This is a genomic window from Sorangium sp. So ce363, assembly GCF_051520435.1.
Taxonomy (GTDB): domain Bacteria; phylum Myxococcota_A; class Polyangia; order Polyangiales; family Polyangiaceae; genus Sorangium; species Sorangium cellulosum_B.
Genome location: NZ_CP150333.1, coordinates 5293061 through 5314276 on the forward strand (window position 1 = coordinate 5293061; position 21216 = coordinate 5314276).

At 71.9% G+C, this 21216-nt stretch carries 17 protein-coding genes; 10 read left to right on the plus strand and 7 right to left on the minus strand.

All coding sequences use genetic code 11. The annotated features are described in order from the left end of the window. Window position 1 precedes the first annotated feature (1 nt). The gene (locus WMF12_RS20135; protein ID WP_437873160.1) at window positions 2-1060 is read right to left on the minus strand and encodes an SUMF1/EgtB/PvdO family nonheme iron enzyme; all 1059 of its coding nucleotides are present in this window, start codon (window positions 1058-1060) and stop codon (window positions 2-4) included. Window positions 1061-1313: 253 nt separating this feature from the next. On the opposite strand from WMF12_RS20135, the gene uvrA reads away from it, so the two are divergent. Then, a complete protein-coding gene (gene uvrA, locus WMF12_RS20140; RefSeq protein WP_437873161.1) occupies window positions 1314-4283 on the plus strand; it encodes an excinuclease ABC subunit UvrA in 2970 nt (989 codons plus the stop codon). Between the two features lie 126 nt (window positions 4284-4409). Here uvrA and WMF12_RS20145 read toward each other — a convergent pair whose 3' ends face one another. Then, window positions 4410-4772 (minus strand): TraR/DksA family transcriptional regulator, encoded by a 363-nt coding sequence (locus WMF12_RS20145; RefSeq protein ID WP_437538483.1) that lies wholly within the window; start codon window positions 4770-4772, stop codon window positions 4410-4412. A gap of 526 nt (window positions 4773-5298) precedes the next feature. On the opposite strand from WMF12_RS20145, the gene WMF12_RS20150 reads away from it, so the two are divergent. After that, window positions 5299-6216, plus strand: a complete 918-nt coding sequence (locus WMF12_RS20150; RefSeq protein ID WP_437873162.1) for an NUDIX hydrolase — start codon at window positions 5299-5301, stop codon at window positions 6214-6216. A 3-nt stretch (window positions 6217-6219) separates the two neighbouring features. Continuing rightward, on the plus strand, window positions 6220-6807 hold the full coding sequence (locus tag WMF12_RS20155) for a response regulator (protein ID WP_012236418.1): 588 nt from the start codon (window positions 6220-6222) through the stop codon (window positions 6805-6807). Window positions 6808-6847: 40 nt separating this feature from the next. Here WMF12_RS20155 and WMF12_RS20160 read toward each other — a convergent pair whose 3' ends face one another. After that, complete coding sequence (locus tag WMF12_RS20160; RefSeq protein ID WP_437873163.1) at window positions 6848-8659, minus strand: N-acetylmuramoyl-L-alanine amidase; 1812 nt, start codon at window positions 8657-8659, stop codon at window positions 6848-6850. A gap of 213 nt (window positions 8660-8872) precedes the next feature. Here WMF12_RS20160 and WMF12_RS20165 point away from each other — a divergent pair, with 213 nt between their 5' ends. The 3 genes from WMF12_RS20165 to WMF12_RS20175 all read left to right on the plus strand — a co-directional run bounded on the left by WMF12_RS20165 (window position 8873) and on the right by WMF12_RS20175 (window position 12190). Then, entirely contained in the window at window positions 8873-9289 is a 417-nt protein-coding gene (locus tag WMF12_RS20165) for a YbjN domain-containing protein (protein ID WP_437873164.1), read from the plus strand. Between the two features lie 351 nt (window positions 9290-9640). Then, window positions 9641-10732, plus strand: coding sequence for a hypothetical protein (locus WMF12_RS20170; protein ID WP_437873165.1), 1092 nt, complete (start codon window positions 9641-9643; stop codon window positions 10730-10732). A 90-nt stretch (window positions 10733-10822) separates the two neighbouring features. Beyond that, complete coding sequence (locus WMF12_RS20175) at window positions 10823-12190, plus strand: hypothetical protein (RefSeq protein ID WP_437747263.1); 1368 nt, start codon at window positions 10823-10825, stop codon at window positions 12188-12190. 36 nt (window positions 12191-12226) lie between these two features. Here WMF12_RS20175 and WMF12_RS20180 read toward each other — a convergent pair whose 3' ends face one another. Further along, window positions 12227-13678 (minus strand): sigma 54-interacting transcriptional regulator, encoded by a 1452-nt coding sequence (locus WMF12_RS20180; RefSeq protein ID WP_437873166.1) that lies wholly within the window; start codon window positions 13676-13678, stop codon window positions 12227-12229. Window positions 13679-13793: 115 nt separating this feature from the next. Here WMF12_RS20180 and WMF12_RS20185 point away from each other — a divergent pair, with 115 nt between their 5' ends. Both WMF12_RS20185 and WMF12_RS20190 read left to right on the plus strand, forming a co-directional pair. Further along, the gene (locus WMF12_RS20185; protein ID WP_437873167.1) at window positions 13794-14624 is read left to right on the plus strand and encodes a hypothetical protein; all 831 of its coding nucleotides are present in this window, start codon (window positions 13794-13796) and stop codon (window positions 14622-14624) included. A 101-nt stretch (window positions 14625-14725) separates the two neighbouring features. After that, window positions 14726-15913, plus strand: a complete 1188-nt coding sequence (locus WMF12_RS20190) for a Stp1/IreP family PP2C-type Ser/Thr phosphatase (protein WP_437873168.1) — start codon at window positions 14726-14728, stop codon at window positions 15911-15913. A gap of 106 nt (window positions 15914-16019) precedes the next feature. Here WMF12_RS20190 and WMF12_RS20195 read toward each other — a convergent pair whose 3' ends face one another. Then, entirely contained in the window at window positions 16020-16349 is a 330-nt protein-coding gene (locus tag WMF12_RS20195) for an FKBP-type peptidyl-prolyl cis-trans isomerase (protein ID WP_012236426.1), read from the minus strand. A gap of 116 nt (window positions 16350-16465) precedes the next feature. Further along, entirely contained in the window at window positions 16466-17341 is an 876-nt protein-coding gene (locus WMF12_RS20200; RefSeq protein WP_437747267.1) for a M48 family metalloprotease, read from the minus strand. A gap of 356 nt (window positions 17342-17697) precedes the next feature. Between WMF12_RS20200 and WMF12_RS20205 the strand changes: the two genes are divergently transcribed. Further along, the gene (locus WMF12_RS20205) at window positions 17698-18270 is read left to right on the plus strand and encodes a hypothetical protein (RefSeq protein WP_437873169.1); all 573 of its coding nucleotides are present in this window, start codon (window positions 17698-17700) and stop codon (window positions 18268-18270) included. Between the two features lie 117 nt (window positions 18271-18387). On the opposite strand, the gene WMF12_RS20210 is transcribed toward WMF12_RS20205, so the two are convergent. Beyond that, window positions 18388-19443, minus strand: a complete 1056-nt coding sequence (locus tag WMF12_RS20210) for a hypothetical protein (protein WP_437873170.1) — start codon at window positions 19441-19443, stop codon at window positions 18388-18390. A gap of 179 nt (window positions 19444-19622) precedes the next feature. On the opposite strand from WMF12_RS20210, the gene WMF12_RS20215 reads away from it, so the two are divergent. Then, a complete protein-coding gene (locus WMF12_RS20215; protein ID WP_437873171.1) occupies window positions 19623-21044 on the plus strand; it encodes a protein kinase domain-containing protein in 1422 nt (473 codons plus the stop codon). The last annotated feature ends 172 nt before the right edge of the window (window positions 21045-21216 follow it).

A 21216-nucleotide genomic window follows, 5' to 3' on the forward strand; every position in this document is an offset into this window, starting at 1 on the left:
GTCAGTCGTACACGCCGTCCTTCTCGCGGTCGCGCTCGATGAAGGGCCGCGGCGGCGGCGTGACGACGCCGTCGACCGTGTCCGCGCAGCAGCGGAAGCCGACCTGGTAGAACTTGAACGTCGGCCCGTGCCCTCCGGTCGTGAGGCGGCAGGTGTTCCGAACAGGACCCCAGTAGCCGCCGTTGAGCGTGGCCGGGCGCGACGTGCCCGGATCGTCGGCGAGGTTATCGGTCCACTCGTCGACGTTGCCGGAGAGGTCGTACGCCCCGTAGGCGCTGATGCAGTTCGGGTGCGATCCGATGGGATCGGCCTGCCACAGCCGGGCGATCTCGCCCTCGCGGGTCGCCTCGTCCACCATGGCGTCGATGTCGAACTCGATCGCGGCGCGGTCGATGTTGCAAGGGCTGGGCGTGCGCACGAAGCCCCAAGGATACGGCAGGCGCTTCGGTCCTTCGCAAGCGAGCATCCACTCGGAGCGCCGGCACAGCCGCCTGCCGATCGAGGCGCAGAGCGACTTCGCTTCGTACCAGTCGACGTAGACGCGCGGGAGCTCGCCCACCCGGTTCGGCCACTCGTGGCGGTCGACGCAGAAGCGCCGGTGATCCACCGGAGCCCGACAGCGGGCGCCGCGCCCGTACTCGGGGCAGCCATGGCCGGCTCCATCGCCGCTGCGGGTGCAGACATACGGGAGGGATGGACAGAAATCGCCCTCCACGAGGCTCATGTCGGCGGGGCACGCAGCGCGCGCCACCGGATCCGCCGCGAAGGGATCGACCAGCGGGGCCGCCGCGGCGGCCTGCAGGCTCGCGCTTCGCGGAACCGGGGCCGCATCGGGAGGCGAGCCCGGAGCGGGCGCTGCTACCTCCTCCTGACCAGCGGCCGTGGCGGGTGCAGGCGTGGACGATGCTGGTGCCGCGGGCCCGGCAGAACGCGCCGCAGCGGGGCCGGGCTCGGAGCGCCCGGACGGAGAGGGCGGCGCGAGCAGCAGCGCGTCGAGCTCAGGGGCGTACCGCGCAAGGAGCGCGACCACGCCGAGCGCAGCGCCGGCGCCGACCGCCATCAGGACACTCCTTGCACGCGCTTCCACCTGCGCGCCCTCTCATAGTCCAGCTCGCAGCCCAGCGACGTGAGAAGAATTGCAAGACAACCGGAAGACCTGGCGCGCGCGGTGCGGTGCGGGGCGTCGCGGGCGCGGCGCGCGACGGGGCGGGACCACAGGGGAAACAGGGGCAACAGAGCCAACTGAGCAGCGAGCGGCGAGCAGGAGCGGCGCCACGCCCGCTTCCGTGTGTGATAGCTCTCCGGTTCCCCCTATGGATCGACTGGTCGTTCGAGGCGCCCGGCAGCACAACCTCAAGAACGTCAGCGTGTCGCTTCCGCGCGACCGCCTGGTGGTGATCACCGGCCCGAGCGGCTCGGGCAAGTCGTCCCTGGCGTTCGACACCATCTACGCGGAAGGGCAGCGCCGCTACGTCGAGTCGCTCTCCGCCTACGCGCGGCAGTTCCTCGAGCAGCTGTCCAAGCCAGACGTCGAGTCGATCGAGGGCCTCTCGCCCGCCATCGCGATCGAGCAGCGCGCGCTGGCGAAGAGCCCGCGCTCGACCGTCGGCACGGTGACCGAGATCTCGGACTACCTCCGCCTGCTCTTCGCGCGGGTCGGCACCCCGCACTGCCCCGCGTGCGGCAAGCGGATCGAAGCCCAGACCGTGCAGCAGATCGTCGACCGCATCCTCGATTTCGGGGACAAGACGCGGGTCACGATCATGGCGCCCATCGCGCGAGGCCGCCGCGGAGAGCTGAAGCTCGACATCGAGCGGCTGCGCCGGGAGGGCTTCGTGCGAGCGCGCATCGACGGCGAGATCGTCGATCTCGGCGACGAGATCGTCCTCGACCGAACGCGCGCGCACGACCTCGATGTGGTCGTGGACCGGATCGTGGTCAAGGACGGCATCAAGGGCCGGCTCACCGACTCCGTCGAGCTCGCGCTCAAGCTGGGCGAGGGCAGGCTGCTCGTCGACATCTCCAGCGACGGCATGAAGATCGAGCCGCTCTGGATGAGCGAGCGCTTCGCGTGCATCGACTGCGGCATCTCGCTGCCGCCCATCGAGCCGCGGATGTTCTCCTTCAACGGCCCGCACGGCGCGTGCCCGGCCTGCGACGGCATCGGCGCGAGGACCCGCATCGATCCGGACCGCGTCGTCCCCGATCCTCGGCGCACGCTCCGCGAGGGCGCGGTGGTGGCCTGGGGGCGCCGCGGGTCGCTCTCGCTCGCCACGGAGACGGAGCGGGCGGTCAGCGCGCTCGGCTGCGATCCGGACGTCCCGTGGGCGAAGCTTTCGGCGGCGGTGCGGCAGGCAATCCTCGAGGGGAGCGACGCCCAGGGCGCCGGCGGCCGGGGGAAGAAGAGGGCCGCCTATGAGGGGATCATCCCGCGGCTCGAGCGCCTGCTGAGCAGCGGCGAGCCCGCCCTCGCCGACGAGGAGGAGGCCGATCCCGACGAGGACAGCGCCGCGCTCTCCGACGAGATCGGCCGCTTCGTCATCACGCGCGTGTGCGACGCCTGCGACGGCAGGCGCCTGCGCCCGGAGGCGCTCGCCGTGCGCCTCGGGGATCGCAACATCGCGGACGTCGGCACCCTGCCGCTGCGCACGCTGCGCGTCTTCCTCGAGGGCCTCATGCCGCCGAAGGAAGGGGCGCCGCGGGCCTCCGCCGATGGGCAGGCCGCGGGCGAGGCCCACGTCGACGGCGCGCTCGCGCCGCGCGAGCGCGCGATCGCCGAGCCGCTGCTCCGGGCGGTGATCGCCCGCCTCGGGTTCCTCATCGACGTCGGGCTCGACTACCTCACGCTCGACCGCTCCGCGCAGACCCTCTCCGGCGGCGAGGGCCAGCGCATCCGCCTCGCGACGCAGATCGGGGCCGCGCTCGTCGGCGTGCTCTACGTGCTCGACGAGCCCTCGGTGGGCCTGCACGCGCGCGACAACACGCGCCTGCTCGAGGCGCTCAGGCGGCTCGTGGACCTCGGCAACACCGTGGTCGTCGTCGAGCACGACCGCGACGCCATCCTCGCGGCCGACCACATCGTGGACATGGGCCCGGGCGCCGGCGTGCACGGCGGCAACGTGGTGGCGCAGGGCACGCCGGAGGAGCTGAGCGCCGATCCGGCGTCGATCACCGGCCCGTACCTCAGCGGCAAGAAGCAGCTGGCGATCCCCACGAAGCGCCAGCGCCCCGACGGGCGCTTCATCCGCGTCAGCGGCGCGCGGGCCCACAACCTCCTCAACGTCACGGCCGAGATCCCGGTCGGCCTCTTCTGCACGGTCACCGGCGTGTCGGGCTCGGGCAAGTCGAGCCTCATCGTCGACACGCTGCTGCCGGCCGCGAAGAACGAGCTGTACAGGAGCTCCGCCCCGATCGGCGCGTGCGACGGCATCGAGGGCCTCTCGCACATCGACAAGGTCATCTCGATCGATCAAGCCCCGATCGGCCGCACGCCGCGCTCGAACCCGGCGACGTACACGGGGGTCTTCGGGCTCCTCCGCGAGCTCTACGCGGGCCTCCCGGAGGCGAGGACGCGCGGGTACAAGGCGGGCCGCTTCTCGTTCAACGTGAAGGGCGGACGGTGCGAGGCCTGCCAGGGCGACGGCGTGCTCCGGATCGAAATGCACTTCCTGCCCGACATCTTCGTGACGTGCGAGACGTGCGGCGGCCGCCGGTACAACCGCGAGACGCTCGAGGTGCTCTACCGCGGGATGTCGATCGCCGACGCGCTCGACCTGACGGTCGAGCAGGCGATCGACCAGTTCGAGGCGCTCCCCCGCGTCCGGGAGCGGCTCGCCGCGCTCGCGCGGGTCGGCCTCGGCTACATCACCTTGGGGCAGCCCGCGACGACGCTCTCGGGCGGCGAGGCGCAGCGCGTGAAGCTCGCGCGCGAGCTCGCGCGCAAGGCCACCGGCCGCACGCTCTACGTGCTCGACGAGCCGACGACGGGCCTGCACTTCTCCGACATCGAGGTGCTCACCGCGAGCCTGATGAGCCTGCGCGACGCCGGGAACACCGTCCTCGTGATCGAGCACAACCTCGACGTGATCGCATGCAGCGACTGGGTGATCGACCTGGGCCCCGAGGGCGGCGAGCGCGGCGGGACGATCGTCGCTGCTGGCACCCCGGAGGACATCGCGCAGGAGGAGGCGTCATTCACCGGCGCGTACCTGCGCGAGGTGCTCGCAGCGTCGAAGCGTCGCACCCCACAGCAGCCGCGCAGCCGCGCAGCCGCCCGTAAATAGCAGAACGGGCGTGGCCCCGCCCGGTCCGCGCGACGTGGACCGGGAGCAGGAGCGCACGCCCGACGGCGCCGAGGCACCCTCGCGCAAGGAGGCGACCGACGGCCGGCCTCCTCGCGTGGCGCAGCGTCAGCCGTAGTCCTTCTCGACCCTCTCCTGATCCTCTTTGCAGCGGATGCACAGGGTCGTCTCGGGGCGCGCCTCAAGGCGCTTCGCCGAGATCTCCTCCTCACACTCCTCGCACTTGCCGAACGAGCCGTCCTCGATCTTCACGAGCGCCTTGTGGATCTTGTCGAGGAACGACTTCTCGCGGCCACGGAGCCGGAAGGTGAACGACTGCAGGTACTCGCTCGACGCGAGGTCCATCTCGTCAGGGAGATCGTTCGCGTCGAGCATCATGTCCTCGGTCAGCGTTTGCTTGGCCTTCTTGACGATCTCGTCGCGCTTCGTCTCAAGCAGGGTCTTGAACTTTTTCAGCTGGGCCTTGTTCATAGGTCCTCTCGCGTCGAATGCGCCGTTCGGCGCTGCCGTCTGAGCTCCCTGGCGCATGCAAGCCGCGGGGCGCTGACCCCGGCTGCCGGGACTTACGGCTCCGCGACATGTCCGAAGAGGCAGACAACCCCCCGAAATTGCGAGGCGCGGGATTCTAGGCGTGGGGGCCGAGCCCGTCAACGACGCCTCCGTCGTCGGCAGAGATCGCCCGAGCTCACTGCGGCCGACGCCTCTCGATTCGCCATCGGTCGCCATCAAGCACCATCACGCCCGCGACCGACCGCGCGCTGCGGCATCGGTTGGCATCGGTTGTCGGGACAGCGTGGAAAGCATCTGCGGGAAGTCCCCGAGCCACCGGAAAAGGCGGCGGACTTGGCCTCAAACCCGCATGCTCACCCCAGAGCACGCCGGAAATGAGACGCAGCGGACGGTTTGACGAAAGGCAGCTCACGTGGAACAAATTTATCCCATATTGCTGGATTTCGATCAGAACCGAACCCCGGTCCGTCCCCGCGATGCCTCCACGGTGATCGTCCTCCGTGACGGTCGCGCTGGAATCGAGGTGTTCTGCGTTCGCCGCCACGCGAGCTCGAGCTTCATGGGGGGCGCCGTGGTGTTCCCTGGTGGGAAAGTGGACGCGCAGGACGGCGCGGAAGTCTGGACGGATCGGGCGACCGAGCCACCGGCGCGCGCCGCTGCGTTCGCGACGGGCGAGACGCCGGCGCGAACGCTGTGCGTGGCCGCGTGCCGCGAGACGCTGGAGGAAGGGGGCATCCTGCCGACCGATCTTCCGCTGTCCGGCGACGAGGTCGACGCGGTGGGGCGGGAGCTCGCCGCCGGGGCGCCGCTCGATGCGGTCCTCGCGCGGCGCGGCCTGAAGCTCGCGCTCGCGGCGCTCGTCCCGTGGGCGCGGTGGATCACGCCCCTCGCCGAGGCGCGGCGCTTCGACGCGCGCTTCTTCCTGCTACCGCTACCGCCAGGCCAGATCGGGCGACACGACGGGCACGAGACGACGATGAGCTTCTGGGCAGCGCCGTCCGAGGTCCTGGAGCGCGCCGCGCGTGGGGAGATCCTTCTCGCTCCGCCGACTTCACGCACGCTCGAGCTCCTCGCCGCGGTCGCAGACGTGCGCAGCGCCGTGGCGCTCGCGGAACGCCAGTCGCTCTTGCCGATCTGTCCGCGCTTCGTCCCGGGCGATGGGGCCGAGCCGCCCTACCTGGCGCTGCCAGGCGACCCTTCGCACGAGGCCCGCGATCGGCCCACCGAGGGTCCGACCCGTTATGTCCTGCGCAACGGGCGCTTCGTCGCCGAAGAATGCTGCGCACATGGATCCCTGATCCACATCAAACAGGAACGAGAGCCAGATCCACCCGTGCCGACCAGCTTCGACACCCCCCAGACGAATGCCCCCTCCGTGCCGGCGACGCCTGATCTCGAGGAGTGAGCCATGGAAACGAACCCGAAAGAGAACACGACGCAGCCCGAGCTGTTCACCGCGAGCGACGTCGCGCGCTTCTGTCAGGTGGACCTCAAGACCATCCACAATTGGGCGGACAAGGGGGAGATCCGCCACTTCCGCACGCCCGGACGGCACCTCCGTTTCCGGCGGCTGGACGTGCTCGATTTCCTCCGAAAGTACGGCTACCCGATCCCGGAGATCCTCCGGATGGGCAAGCCGAAGGTCGTCGTGGTCGACGACGACCCCTCCGTCCTCGCCGCGCTCCGCAAGACGCTGTCGCGGAGGTTCGACCTGACGACGTTCCAGGATCCGTTCGACGCGCTCGTCGCGGTGGGCAACCTCCAGCCCGACGCGCTCATCCTGGACATCATGATGCCGGGCCTCGACGGCGTGCGCTGCCTGGAGCGGCTCCGCTCCATCGACGCGACCTCGCACATCCGCTGCATCGTGTACTCGAACCACGAGGACATGAAGAAGAACGCGACCGAGGCCGGCGCCTACGACTTCATCAAGAAGGGCGAGGCCGGCGAGCTGCGCGACTCGCTCGAGCGGCTCATGGGCCTCGAGCGAGGGTGACGCCTGCGCGGGCGACGCCCGCGCAGGCCAGCGGCACCCCTCACTTGCCCTCGCGGTAGGCGCGGATCGCGTTCACGATGGCGTCCGCCATCTTCTGCCGGAAGTCGGCGGTCGCGAGGCGAGCCTCGTCCTCGGGGTTCGAGATGAACGCGGTCTCGAACAGCGCGGCCGGCATGTCGGCGCCCGCGAGGACGAAGAAGCCCGCGCCCCTGACGCCCTGATCCTTCGTGTCGGGGTAGCGGGGCGAGAGCGAGGCGAGCGACGACCGCTGGAGGAGCTCGGCGAAGTGGCGCGAGCGGGCCGCCATGTCGCCGACGTTGAGGTTCGACAGGATCGCCGCCACCTCGAGGCGGGCGCCGAGATCACCTGGGTCCACGCCCTGCCCTGCCCGCCCGGCGCGGGCGGCGTTCTCGCGCGCCGCGAGCTGCGCCGACGTCGCCTCGCCGTCGTGAGGGGCCGCGAGCGAGAACGTCTGGACCCCACGAGCGCGGCCGTTCTCGCTCGCGTTGCAGTGGATCGAGACGAACAGGTCGGCGTGGAACGCGTTCGCGCGCGCGGTGCGGAGCTCCAGCGGGACGTAGGTGTCGCTGTCCCGCGTGAGGAGCGTCTCGATCTTGAGCTCGCGCGCGAGGAGCGGGGCGACGCGGTGGGCGACGTCGAGCGTCACGTCCTTCTCCTTCAACCCGGTCGGGCCGACGGCGCCGGTGTCGTTGCCGCCGTGCCCCGGGTCGATCGCGACGCGCCGGACCTCTCGCGCGCCGCCGGGGTTGTCCTTGTCATCGCGCAACGGAGGGCGGGTGCTCACGTCGACGACGATCCGGAACGGATCGGGGAGGTAGAAGATCCGGCGGTGCAGGTTGGCGGCGAGATCGAGGACGACGCGCGTTCCATCCGGCTGGACGCCGACGCGCACGCGCCGCAGGACGCCGCCGACCTCGATCTCCCTCGCGATGCCGCGCGACGTCGCCCTCGCGATGTCGACGAACACGCGCGCGTCCTTGCCGGCGCTCTCGTCCGCCGCGAGCGTGCCGACGTCGAACGTCGTCGGCGCGGAGAGCTCGACCACGACGCGCGCCCCTTTGTCCGAGCCGTGCCGCTCGATCGAGGTGATCTTCACCGGGCCGGTGGGCGCGGCCGGCGCCCGGGGGGCGACGATGACGTCGCCGGTGGCTTCGGCGGTCGTCACCTGCACCGGCGCCGCGCCCGCGGAGCTCGCGGGCGCGGCGGAGGAGCCCGGCGCCGGCCCCGATGCGAGCGCGAGCGCGACGCCCTCGACCCGGTGTCCTTCCTGCTCCAGCGCGCGCAGCGCATCCCCGCTCGGCCGGTAGGCAGCGGCTTGCGCGAGCGCGAGCGCGAGCGCGCCCAGGCACTGCGAGCGCGGCGCGCCGCCGGACGGCGCGGGCGGGGCGAGGGCCGCGTAGCGCCGCGAGACCAGGTAGAGCTCGCGGTACGCGACGGCCGCGTCGTGAGCGAGCTCGCCGGCGAGCAGCGCGCGGCGGCGCTCGGCCTGGCACGCGCGCTCGACGTGGGCCGGATCGGCCGAGGCGCGGAAGGCCGTCGCCGCCGCGCTGTAGAGCTCCATCGCCTCGCGCGCGTCGGTGACCGCCTGATCGAGGCGGAAGAGCCGCACGCGAAGGTCGCCGGCCAGCTCCGCGAGCGAGGCCGCCTGCGCCGGCGCCCCGGCGCGCGATGACGCGATGGCGACGGCATCGGCGAGGGCGACCGTCTCGGCGCGGGGTGGGAGGAGCGCAGCCGGATCGAGCAGCGCGGCGGCGCGCTCCTCGTCGGAGATGCCGGCGGGCGCAGCCGGCGCGCCGCCCTCCGCGCTGCACCCGAGGGTGGCGTGCGCCACCACTGCAAAAAGCGCGATCGCCGCGAACGCCGGAGCGCTACGATGCAACCACGCCGGGCTGGTGTGCTGTCGGTTCGCCAGTTCAGCCCCGCGCGCCGAGCGACTGGCGATGCGTCCAGGAGGTTTCACGTGCCCGACCTCACGCCCACTTCATCCACAGGACCCCTCTACGCGGACCGCGCGTCGGGGGAGAGGTTTGCCGACGCGACGAGCATGGTCAACGCGTATCTCGCCCGGTACAACGCGAGCTCTCAAGTCGGGGCCAGATCGCCGAGCGGCGCTGGCGCCAGCACGCTCGACGAGACGGGGTACGCGCAGCTTCAGCACGGGAGCGCGACGATCGGCGTCAACGTGCTGGAGGCTCAAGGCGTCCTGATGGTCTTCTCTCCCATCATGGCCGTCCCCCTGAGCGGGCGCGAGGCCTTCTATAGACGTCTCCTGGAGCTCAGCTTCATCACCACCTCCGACGCGGCCTTCGCGATCGACAAGTCGCGCAACGAGGTGGTGGTGCGCTGCCTGCGGCGCCTCAGCGCGCTCGAGTACGAAGAGTTCGAGGATATCGTCACGACGGTGAGCCAGGTCGCCGACACCTGGGATGACGCGCTGCTGCGCGATGTGCGCGGCGGGTGAGCCGTTCGCGGTGGTTTCCGGGGGCGCCGGGGGGCGCGCGCTCCCGCCGTGCGCGGCAGCCCGTGATGCGCCGATCCGTCGCGAGATTGCGGTGCAGCAGACGCGGGTGGTAAGTTCCTCACCGCGATGACTGCGGGGGAGCAACCGACGACCGCGGAACCTGGTGAGCGCTCCCTCTCTGCTGAGGAGGCGGAACGGATCGCGTCGTCGATCCGGCCATCCTGGGAGGGGTTCGACGAGCTGTCGGGCGCCCGAGGCGACGCGCGCGGCGGCGCCGTTGCTCAGGAGCCCGGCGCATCCGCTGCGAAATCGTCGGAAGCCCAGGCGGCCTCCCCCGCCGAAGCGCCGGCGGTGAAGCCTGGACCCGCGGTGGCGCCTTCTCCTGCTGCACCTGCGGCGCCCACGACGCGCGTCATCGAGGCCCCACCAGCCGGCGCGTCCGGCGTGTCCGACACCGTGATCGAGGGGGTCCCGACCATCGCGATCGGCGAGGACCCGCCGGGACCGCCCGCGGCGGGGGCCACGTCCCGCGACGCGGGAATGGCGGGGGCCGGTGAGCAGGCCAGCCCCTCGCCTCAGCCGGTCATCGACGCCCGGACGGCCGGAGGCGCCTCGGACGCGAGCGCCCCGATCGCGCTGGAGGGCGGCGCGGTGGCGCGGGACCAGCCCCCCGCGCCGGCAGGGAAAACACAGGTAGGAATGGGTGAGCCGGCGGCTGCGGCCGGCGCGCCAGGCGCCGCGGCCGGCACGCACGCCGCTGAGCCGCAGCCGCGGGTGGACCGGTCCCCCTCCCCGCCCCCGGAGAACGAACCGCCGTCGGCACGGCCGGCGCGCAGAGGCTCCCGCGCGGCGCATCCGGCGAGGGAGAACGTTGATTCCGTGGCCGCGTCCGGCATCCGCACGGAAGACCACGATCCGATCGAGATCCCCGTGTCCACGCCGAACAAGACGGCGCTGCGGGTCGTGCTCGCCCTCGCGGGCGTGGCCTTGCTGCTCGTCGTCGTTCGCACCTTGCGTCAAGACGACGCCGGAGAGGATCCCGGGCCCCCGGCGGCATCGTCGACGGCGGAGACACCCGCCGCAGCGACCACGCCCCCCGCCGCCTCGCAGGCGGCCCCCGCTGCCTCGACCGCCGCCACCGCTACGGACGACGGCGCCTCGCCGGCGTCGAGCGCCTCAGCGTCGCCTCCGGCTCCCACGGCGACAACATCTGCCGCCGCGGCGGCGCCTACCTCTGTCACGACGCCTCCTGCGGCCACGGCGCCTGCATCTGCCACGGCGCCCGCTTCCGCCGGGAGCGCAGCGACGCCCGCGGTGCCAGCGACCAGGCCGAAGGCAGCCCCCCCTGCACAGAGGCCCGCGCCTCCAGCACCGGCGCAGCGTGGCACGAGCTCGACCGGAGGCAGCAAGGGCGGCGGCATCATCCGCGATGCGCCGTTCTGAAGCGCACCTCTTTCTCGCCTCGGCAGCGAGGCCTGCTGCAATCGTATCCTTTCGCGGACGCCGACGAGGCGAAGCCCGATCTGAGGAGCCATGAAAACACGCGCCTGCGCCCCAGTCCTCCTGCTCTCGCTGATCGCTCCCGCCGTGCTCACGGAGGCCGGGCTCCCCCCTTCTCTCTTCAGCGAACCGCTGAGCTTCGCGCAACCGTCCGACCCCGTGACCGAGGTCGCGCGCCAGCGCTACGAGGAAGGGGTCAAGGCGTACGACGCCGGTCGGTTCGAGGAGGCACGCACCGCGTTCCTTCAGGTCTACGCGCTCAAGCGACACCCGGCAGTGCTGCTCAACCTCGGACAGAGCGAGCTTCGCTCCAATCACCTCCAGGACGCCGGCAAGCACCTGCAGCAGTTCCTGCGCGAGCACGCCGCGGCGACGCCGGAGCAGCGCGCGGCAGCGGAGAAGGCGATCGCCGATGTGAAACGGAAGACCGGCTTCCTCGTCGTGACCGCCGACGCGAATGGCGCGGACATCAGCGTTGACGGCGTCCTCATCGGCAAGGCGCCGCTGCTCGATCCGGTGTTCGTGACGCCCGGCAAGCACACCTTGTTCGCGACCTACCTGGACCGATCAGCGACCACGCAGGTGGACGCGAAGATCGGCACAGCCACGCCCGCGACGCTCACCCTGGGCACGAGCGGTGCGACGCCCGCGACGCCGCCTGTCGGCGCGCCCCCCCCGGCGACGCCGACCGCTGCGCCCACCTCAGCCCCCCCGGGCGCCGTGCCGCCACCGCCGGCACAGCCTCCGGCGACGAACATCGCGCCGCCAGCGCCGGGCGCGACCGCTCCCGGCGCGATGGCTCCGGGCGCAGCCGCGCCGAGCCCCTCACCGTCACCCGCAGCGCCGACGAGCTCGGGCGCCGTCAGCGTCTCGACGAGCAGCACGATGGGCTCGATGAGCCCGGCGCAGGCCTCCGGCGGACGCGAGCCGTTCTTCCACTGGTACGCTCGCAAGCCGCTCGCCTGGGCAGGGACCGGCGTCGCCGGGGTCGGCCTGGTCATGGGGATCGTCGGCTCGGCCATCACGGTGGACGCGCGCAGCAGCGCCGACGACATCGGGCAGCAGATCGAGACGTACGTCGCGGGTCACCAGAGCGCGATCCCTGCGAACCGCAGGTCTCAGCCCTGTGGCGCGCGCGAAGATCCGTCGGGCGACCTCCCCGACTTCAGGAACGCATGCGGAAAGCTCCGCGAGAAGCTCGACCGCTTTGACGGCGCGGTCCCTTGGGCGATCACAGGGTGGGTCCTCTTCGGCGTCGGGGTCGTCGGCACCGCGACCTACGCCATGATCGATTGGTACCCGCAGAAGCAGCAGACCGCGGCCGACGGGCCGCGCATCACCGCGATCGCGCCGTTCGTGGCGCCAGGTCAGGCCACGCTCAGCGTCGCAGGCGCCTTTTAGCGCTGCAGTCCGGTGCGCGGGCGCCGCGGATCGAGCTCACGTATCCCTCGCGACACGGAGCAGATCCCGCATCGTCGACCGCGGGACATCCGCGAGGCGGGCAGCGGCGCTGACGTTGCCGCCCACCTCCTCGAAGGCGCGGAGCGCATCGGCGGGCGTGATCTTCCGGCGGACCGGGGGCTCGCGATCGGCGATGACCGCCGTGATGTGCTCGGGCAGCACACGGCCATGCGCGCGCAGCGCGGCTTGAATGAGCACGTTCCGCAGCTCCCGGACGTTGCCTTGCCAGCGGTGCGCCCTCAGCGCGGCGAGCGCCCCAGGGGACAGCTGGCGCCGGCCAATCTCGGAGCTCGCCAGGAGGTGCTCGGCCAGGAGCGGGATGTCGTCGGGCCGATCGCGCAGCGCGGGGAGCTGAAGACGGCACACCGCCAGGCGCTCGTAGAGATCCGCGCGGAAGCGACGCTCACTGACGAGGGTCTCCAGGGGCTCGCAGGTGGCGACGACGAGCCGCACGTTGACCTGCGTCGCCCTCTCCGCGCCCAGCGGGCGGACCATCCCCTCCTCGACGACGCGCAGCAGCTTCGCCTGGACCTCCAGCGAGAGCGCCGCGATCTCGTCGAGGAAGAGCGTCCCATGGCTGGCCTCGACGAACGCCCCCTGACGCTCCCGAACCGCGCCGGTGAACGCACCCCGACGATGGCCGAACAGCTCGGACTCGGCGAGCTCCCGCAGGATCGTGGCGGCGTTCAGGACCACGAACGGCCGGTCGGCCCGGGGGCTCTCCGCGTGGATCGCCCGGGCCACGAGGTCCTTGCCCGTGCCCGACTCGCCGCGCAGCAGCACGGGGAGCTGGAGCGGCGCCACCCGCCGCACCGCCGCGGCGAGCTGCCGCATGGGCCGCGAGCGGCCGATGAGCCCGGGGAGCGGCGGCCCATCCTCCTCGATCACCGGAACTTTTCGGGCCGCCTCGACGCACATCGCCGTGCGACCGATCTCGAAGCAGCCGCCAGGAACGAGCATCGCCTGCCGCACGCGGACGCCACCGACGCGAACGCCGTTGCGAGAGCCGAGGTCCGTCACCTCGATCGATGCGCCGCGGTGCGCGACGCGGCAGTGCCGGGCGCTCACCGCGGCATCGTCAAGCCTCACGTCTGCAGCCGGGGCGCTTCCCAGGATGAGCTCGGCGCCCGGCGCGACGGCGATGCGCACTGGAGCGCCTCCGCTGGGATGCTCGCAGCGGAGCCACACCGTGGCGAGCGCGTCGCTATCGTCCACGATCTCCACGGTGACGTCCCGGGTCGAGAGGGGCTCACCGCCGCGCGCGCCGGGGTCCGATCGACCGCCGGGCGCTCCGACGAGCGCTCCCGGCAGCGCCACGAGGGGCGCGGCTGGCGCCGCAGGCGGCGCGGACGCCGCCATACCGCCGTGAGCCGAGGTGAGGGGTCTGGAAGGGCTGTCGTGGTCGCTGCGGATCTGTGCGTCGTCCATGTCCAGGAGGTTTGTCGTCGGCACGCGAGGCGCAGTTGCGTCGCCCGGGCGACATTCCTGCTCGTCGGCACGCGCCCCCTTTGCGCTCTGGACCGCGCTGTTCTAGAGGCCGTTCGTGAGATCGCGCTCGACAAGGTGGACCGCGCCGCTGCTCGGCGTGGCGGCAGCGGGCTGGGTGCTCTCGGCCAACCAGGCCCTCGCCCAGCCCGCAGATCAGGCGACGGCCGCAGCCGAGGAGACGGCCGCGGCCGAAGAAGAAGAGGAGGCCGGGCCGGAAGCCGGGGTGAAGCGCCCCGCCGGGCCCGACGATCGAAGCGGACACCTCCTGCTCCAGGGACGGGCCGGGTACAGCCAGCCCTTCGGCGGCATGGCCGCCGGCCAACCGGTCGCCGACACGGTCTCTGGCGGGTTCGCCTTCGGCGCCAACCTCGGCATCGGCTTGAGCCGCGTGACCGTCCTGGAAGCAAGCGGCTCCTACACCCTGCTCCCGGCAGCGGCAGGCTGCAGCGACTGCTCCGGCCGAAGCCTCGATCTGGGTCTGGGGTTCGTCTACCACGTCGCCCAGGGGATCGCGGTCGACCCCTGGATCAGCTACGGCGTGGGGTACCGGCGGGCGGTCTTCACATGGCCGGAGGCCTCGGCGGCCGGTCCAACCGGGACCGATCACGTGTTTCACGGTCTCGATGTCGCCCGCATCGCGCTGGGCGCCGACTTCTACCCGGCGCCGATCCTTGGCGTCGGTGTGTTCGCAGAGCTCGACGCCGGCACCTACCTCTCGCGCCCTGACGAGGGTTCCGACCCCACGGCCTACGGATTCTTCCAGATCGGTGTGCGCCTCGCGCTGGATCCCCTACCCCGGGGCACGCGACCACCGGCAGCCTCGGCCGGTACGTCACCGAGGATCGCCGCTCAAGCGACCGGCTTCCAGGGAGCAGCCCGCCGCTAAAGCAGCCGGAATGTGGGCGGTCCAGAGCGAGGGGCAGGTATAATCTGCCGCGAATGGGCGAGTTCAGGACGAGCAGCCGCACCCGACCCGTCGCGGCTGCCGTGACCGACGTAGGTCGCCAGCGAAAGCACAACGAGGACAACGTCCTCGTGAAGTCCGATCTCGGCCTCTTCGTCGTGGCGGACGGCATGGGCGGGCACAACGCGGGCAACGTCGCCAGCGCGCTCGCGACCAAATCGCTCGACAACTTCTTCGAGGCGACCCGCGCCGGCAGCTTGCCAGGCCCCGTCCCGGCCGACGAACAGGAGCTCGATCCGGAAGCGCGGCGCGTCGTCGCGGCGATCCGCAAGGCGAACCACGATGTGTTCGTCATCTCGAACACGTACACCCAGCACCAGGGCATGGGCTCGACGGTGGTCGCCGCCTACGTGTCGTGCGAAACGGAGCAGATCCATGTCGGGCACGTCGGCGACAGCCGTTGCTACCGGATCCGACACGGCGAGATCGAGCAGCTCACGAAGGACCACTCGCTCATCAACGACGCCCTCGCGCTCAAGCCCGACCTGAGCCAGGACGAGCTGGCGAGGCTCCCGAAGAACATCATCACGCGCGCGCTCGGCATGAAGGACGCCGTGAAGGTCGACATCCGCTCGGAGCACACCCAGCCCGGCGACGTCTTCCTGCTCTGCTCGGACGGGTTGAGCGGGATGATCTCGGAGCAGCAGATGCTCGATGTGTTCGACATCACCCAGGATCCGCACGAGGCCTGCGAGCTCCTCATCGAGATGGCCAACGAGGCGGGCGGGACCGACAACATCTCGGCGTTGATCGTCCGCATCCAGCTCGACGCGCAGGACGAGCGGCAACCGAACAGCGCCGAGCTCGACGACACCCGGCCCCTCCACGTCGATGAGTTCGGCGAGACGGTTCCGCCCGCGGCGGTCCACGACGGACAGCTCCCGGTCGACGAGGTCGATCTCGACATCGCGGCGCAGCAGGTCCACTCCATCGCGGACAGCGGCCTGCGGAGCCAGGCCCACAGCGCGCCAGGCACGGTGGCGCGCATGGCCGCCGCGCCGTTCACGGATCGGCGCTCGCGGGCCGCCGCTGGCTCCGGTCGCTACACCGCGGTGACGACGGCGGCGAGGCCTCCCGTGAAGGAAGCCCCGCCATCGAAGCCCGCGAAGCGCGCGACCGAGGTGCGGGTCGCGCGGTGCGCGCACTGCAAGCACGAGCTCTTCATCGGCAACCGGTTCTGCGTCGAGTGTGGCGCCCCCATCAAGCCGTGAGCCGCGCCGCGGGCGCGCTCGGGGCGGCCGCGTCGGCGTCGACCTGCGCGCCGCCCCGAGCGTCGGTCGCGAGCAGCGACCGACGCCGCGGGGCCGACGCGGCAGATCACTTGACCGCGAGCAGCTCGACCTCGAAGACGAGGGTCGAGTTCGGCGGGATCACGGGCGGGAAGCCGCGAGCGCCGTAGCCGAGCTCCGGCGGGATCGTCAGCTTGCGGAGGCCGCCGATCTTCATGCCGGCGACCCCCTGATCCCATCCCTTGATCACCTGCCCGGCCCCCAGCTTGAACGAGAATCCCTGGCCGCGGTCGCGCGAGCTGTCGAACTTGTCGCCGTTGGTCAGCGTGCCGACGTAGTGCACCGTCACGAGCTGGCCGTGCTTCGCCTCCGCGCCTGTGCCTTCCTTGAGGTCCTCGATCCCGAGCTCTGCTTGCATGGTCGACTCCTTTCGGCGCGATGGGAGGAGCGCTGCACGGTCGCGTCAAGCCGAAGCAGCAGATGAGCCCTCCGGACGAGCGCCCGCGAGCGCAAAGACGCTCGGGTAATCGTGGCTCAGCCGCCGAAACCAGGGAACGTGAACACGGGCGCGCCTCCGGTCATCCGCCAGGTGTTGGCGGTCTGCTGGACGACGGGCTGCCGCAGCAGCGGGTGCGGGTGCGTCTGCTCGAAGGCAAACAGGATCGTGGCCGGCGTGAGCTGATCGAGCGACGCGAAGAAGCCGAGCGTGAGCATCGCGCCGCCCTCGGTCCAGCGGTACCCCTGCTGCCGCGCGCCAGCGGCGAGCAGGTTGTTCACGCCCGCCACGTCCGCCGCGATCTCGTTCGGCTGGTTGAAGATGGGGAGCGTGCGCGACAGCATCCGCCCGAGATCCGCGGGCGTGACGCCCCGGCTCCCCCCCTGCCCGTTCGCGCAGCCCGTGTGCCCGAGGTGATGGTGGCCGAGCTCGTGGCCGAGAACGAACGCGAGCTGCTCGTGGTAGAGCTGGCGCTGCCGCTCGACCTTGCGCGCGTCGGTGTGCTGCACCGGATCGACGAAGCCCACCGGCGGCCGGACGATCGGCTGCCCAGGCCGCTGTCGCTGCGCGAGCATCCGCAGGAACTCGTCGAGCTTCCTCGTCCCGAAGACCTCGTCGGTCGCCTTGAACTGCGCGATCTGCGCCTCGACCTCGAGCAGCCCGTCGGTGATCGCCATGAACGGCATCCGCTGGTCGTCACAGCCGGCGAACGCGTTCACCTCGCCCACCGTCGGATCGGCGATGAACGGGATGCCCCTCACCTTCTGCTGCGAGGCCGCCGGCAGCGCGCCGATCAACGCGCCCATGACGACGCCGGCCTCGGACTGGAGCCAGCTGACGTTGATGTCGTTGATGGGATCGCCGAGCACCGGCAGCCCCGGCATCGTGGGCACGTTGAAGGTAGGCGCCGGCACAGGCCCGGTCTGCGCCGGCGGGTACCCGGGTTGCTGCGGGTACCCGGGCTGCTGCGGGTACCCAGGCTGCTGTGGAGGAGCACCCTGCTGGGGCGCGCCGTACGGAGGATAGGCCTGGCCGTACGACGGCTGAGACGCAGGCCGGCGCGAGCTGCCTCGCTGACAGCCTGCGACCAGTCCGAGAGCCAGAACGAGGGCGCCGATCGGTCGAAGCAGATTCATCGCCGCGAGCATAGCGCACGGCGAGGGGGTCAACCTCGCCGCGCCGCACGCAAGATCTCGGCGCGCTGTCCGCGACGCCGCGGCGCCGCGATGAGCCGAAAGCCGGGCGCCGGGCGTCAGGCGCAGGAGGACCGATGAACAGACACCGTGCCTGGTCTGCCGCCGCCGCCACCCTGTGGATCAGCGCCGCCGCGCTCTCTGGCTGCGGCGGCGCCTCCGTCGCGCAAGCCCCGGTGGCGCCGGAGCCCGCCGCTGCGACCTCGATGTCGCCGCACAAGGGAAGCGCCGTCGAGACGGCCGATGATGCGCTCGCGGAGCTCGAGCGCGCGGAGGACGAGCTCGATCAGGCGATCGGCGCGCCCGCACAGCGCGACGAGGGCCGGACCGTGGCGGAAGCGGCGCAGCCGGGAGCGGCGCCGCCGGCGGCTTCGCCGCCAAGTCCGAGCGTACCCGACAGCCGCGCCGCGCCGTCACCGCGGGCGACGGCCGCCGGCGGCGAGCCCCCGTCCAAGAAGATCGAGGCCGAGCCGACGTCCGCGTCGCCGTGCGAGACCGCGTGCCGCGCGCTCGCGTCCATGAGCCGCGCCGCGCAGCACCTCTGCGGGCTCGCCGGCGATGCGGACCAGCGGTGCGACTCCGCACGCGCTCGGGTCAAGAGCGCGACAGACCGGGTCGAGGCGCGGTGCCCGCGCTGCGCCGAGCTCTGAGCCTCGACCAGGGACGCCCCGCCGGCCGCTCCAGCTCGACATGAGCGGTGCTGCCGTCGCGCACAGCTGTGCCCACCTCGATACGGGCCGAGCGCGCCTTCCGCTCAGACGGTGACCTCACGGGCCCGGCGCGAGGAGCTGAAGCAGCCGCACATTTTTGTACATATCCCCGAGCGAGCCTGCCGCCGCATGGCCGGCCTTCGCGAGCAGCTCGATCTCCTCGGGGCGCACCTCCACCTGCACCGTCAGCCGGCCGGCGCCCGGCTCCACGGCGAGGGTCGCGCGCTTCGCGATCTCGGCGAGCGCCGCCCCGGGCTCCGGGCCAACGAGCGCCTTCAGCGCATCGACGTTCGCGCGCTTCTCCTCGAGGAGCTTCCGGAGCTCTTCGGCCGCGTCGGCCGACGCGGCGTCGATCGCGACGGTCGCCGAGAGCCCGCCCTTCGTCGAGACGCCGACGGTGACGGCGCGCGGGCCCGTGGAGCCGGTGAGGATCGCGCGGAGGCTCGGCTTGCTCTCGGAAAGGAGGGCGACGCCCAGGAGGGGACGATCCCACCCGATGTGCGCGAGGCGCGACGTCGCCTCGTCCCTGCTCGCCAGCGACGTCCCGGCCTCCTCGGCGTCGATGCTCGCGCGGATCTCTGGCTCGGCGCCATACAGCAGGATCGACCCGTCGCGCACGGCGATCGCGTCCTCGCCGGCGCGGAGCAGGTACTTCACGCTTTTGTACTCCGCCTGGACGTAGCTGTGCGTCGCCAGGCGCTCCGCGAGCTTCTGCTCGTTGAAACGCCCGCGCGCGACCACGAGCGACGGGGCGACGACCAGCTTGTCGACGTCGAACCCGAGATCGATGCCCGTCGCCTTCTTGATGTCGTCACGGGTGCGCTCGATGTGCAGCCGCACCGCGCTCCCCTCCGCGCCGAGCGCCTGCAGATCGATCTGGTGAGGGTCGACGATCACCACGCCGGGGACGTTGCCTTGGACATATTCGAGCAGCGACTCGTCTCTCGGGAAGGTTGCGGCGCGGAGGTGCGCCACGCCGAAGCCGAGGAGCCCCGTCTGCTGGGCGAGGACGATGATGAGCACGAAGCCGACGAGCACGATGTACTTGGCCTTGCCTCGCTTCTTCGTAGCTCCGGCGACCTGGACCGGCTTCGACGCGCTCTCGGTGCTCATCTGTGCTCGCTGCGCCCTCTCTGGGATGCCGCACGCCGCCAGGCCCCTGCGGGAACCGCCTCCGCAGAACCGCAAGCGCCGCTCGTGGACCCGGGGCGCGCTGCGGCAGAGCATAACCGGAAGCGAGACGCCGGCCAGGCCTTCCGCCGGGGCCGCCGGCCGGATAGAACCGACGCGACGTGCCTCGATCCTCGTCCTCCGATGGCGGCGGCGCGCTCGCACAGCCGAGCGATAGCTCCGTGCTGCCCGCCGCCCTCGGCCGCTACCACGTGCAGCGCCTCCTCGGCGAGGGCGCGATGGGGCGCGTGCTGCTCGCGCACGATCCGCTGCTCGATCGCGACGTCGCGCTGAAGCACCTGCGCGACGACCTGCGCATCCCGCGCGACGTCCGCGAGCAGCTCATCGTGAGGATGCGCCACGAAGCGCGCGCCGCCGCCCGGGTGACCCACCCGAACCTCGTCACGCTCCACGACGTCGGCGAGGACCCGGACTTCGGGCTCTACCTCGTCTTCGAGTACGTCGAGGGGCCGACGCTCAAGCAGCACCTCCTCGGGCGGCCGCTCTCGGCGTCGCAGGCGGCGCGCCTCGCGTGCGAGCTCGGCGAGGCCCTCACGATCGCGCACCGGGCAGGCATCGTCCACCGCGACATCAAGCCGGAGAACATCATCCTCTCCGCGAACGGCGGCAAGATCGCCGACTTCGGCATCGCGCGGATCCCGGACTCGACGCTGACGCACCAGGGAGGGCTCATGGGGACGCCCGCGTACAGCGCGCCGGAGACGTTCCGCGTCGGCAAGTTCTCGCCCGAGAGCGATCAGTTCTCGCTCGCCGCCGTCATGTACGAGGCGATCTCCGGGAGCCGCGCGTTCCCGGGCGACGACGCGGTCTCGGTCGCCTCGAAGATCGCGAGCGACGAGCCGCCGCCGATCGCGAAGGAGCTCGGCCTCCCCCCGTCGCTCGATCAGGTGCTCGCGCGCGGGCTGTCGAAGCGACCCGAGGACAGATACCCGAGCTGCGACGAGTTCGGCGCCGCGTTCGCGAACAGCCTCGAGTGGGCCGCCTCCAGCCAGATGCCGAGGCGGATGCTGGACAGCGCCGTCACGGCGACGCCGGCGCTGCCCGCCGAGCCAGCCGCGGTGCGCGCAGATCCGCTCGACGCCGACTTCCCTCCCCGCGAGCGGAAGGCGGGGCAGATCGCCGTGGGTGCGGCCGTGGTCGTGGCCACGGCCGCGCTGCTCCTCCACACCGCGCTGCGATCTGCAGACGCGCCCGCCGAGGAGCCCGCCGTCGGAGCAGCGCCGATCGCCTCGTCGGCCACCACGGCGCCGCGACCGCGCGCCGTCCCGTCGACGCGGCCTGCGCGCCCGAAGCACGACCCCGCCGACACCACGGCGCGCGCGACGGTCAGCGCGGAGCCCAGCGCCGCGGAGCCCAGCGCCAGCGCGCCGGGCAGCGCCACGACCTCGCCCGTGCCGACCGCGCTTCCCGAGGACGAGCAAGGCGCGGACGCCGGAACACCGGAGACCGACGACCTCGGCGTGCCAGAGACCACAGAGCCCGGCACGCAGGACGCCGGTGGTGCCGATGCTGCCGCGCGTTGAACGGGTGACATCGCGGATGCGTTGTCACGCGGAAAAAACTCCCGTAAAGGAGCCCGAGTAAGCACCGTCGCTGTCCTGCACGGCCGACGTCAAGCGCCTCGCTGGGTCCATCGCAAGCCCCGGAGAGGGCGCCCTGGAATCACGCCGATCGCTGCGCTAGCGACTGTCTGAA

What these genes read in the sequence shown, in the direction of transcription:
- WMF12_RS20210 (WP_437873170.1), bottom strand. Translation starts at nt 19,443, where the DNA reads ATGAGCACCGAGAGCGCGTCGAAGCCGGTCCAGGTCGCCGGAGCTACG.
- WMF12_RS20155 (WP_012236418.1), top strand. Translation starts at nt 6,220, where the DNA reads ATGGAAACGAACCCGAAAGAGAACACGACGCAGCCCGAGCTGTTCACC.
- WMF12_RS20135 (WP_437873160.1), bottom strand. Translation starts at nt 1,060, where the DNA reads ATGGCGGTCGGCGCCGGCGCTGCGCTCGGCGTGGTCGCGCTCCTTGCG.
- uvrA (WP_437873161.1), top strand. Translation starts at nt 1,314, where the DNA reads ATGGATCGACTGGTCGTTCGAGGCGCCCGGCAGCACAACCTCAAGAAC.
- WMF12_RS20165 (WP_437873164.1), top strand. Translation starts at nt 8,873, where the DNA reads ATGGTCAACGCGTATCTCGCCCGGTACAACGCGAGCTCTCAAGTCGGG.
- WMF12_RS20205 (WP_437873169.1), top strand. Translation starts at nt 17,698, where the DNA reads ATGAACAGACACCGTGCCTGGTCTGCCGCCGCCGCCACCCTGTGGATC.
- WMF12_RS20195 (WP_012236426.1), bottom strand. Translation starts at nt 16,349, where the DNA reads ATGCAAGCAGAGCTCGGGATCGAGGACCTCAAGGAAGGCACAGGCGCG.
- WMF12_RS20145 (WP_437538483.1), bottom strand. Translation starts at nt 4,772, where the DNA reads ATGAACAAGGCCCAGCTGAAAAAGTTCAAGACCCTGCTTGAGACGAAG.
- WMF12_RS20180 (WP_437873166.1), bottom strand. Translation starts at nt 13,678, where the DNA reads ATGGACGACGCACAGATCCGCAGCGACCACGACAGCCCTTCCAGACCC.
- WMF12_RS20175 (WP_437747263.1), top strand. Translation starts at nt 10,823, where the DNA reads ATGAAAACACGCGCCTGCGCCCCAGTCCTCCTGCTCTCGCTGATCGCT.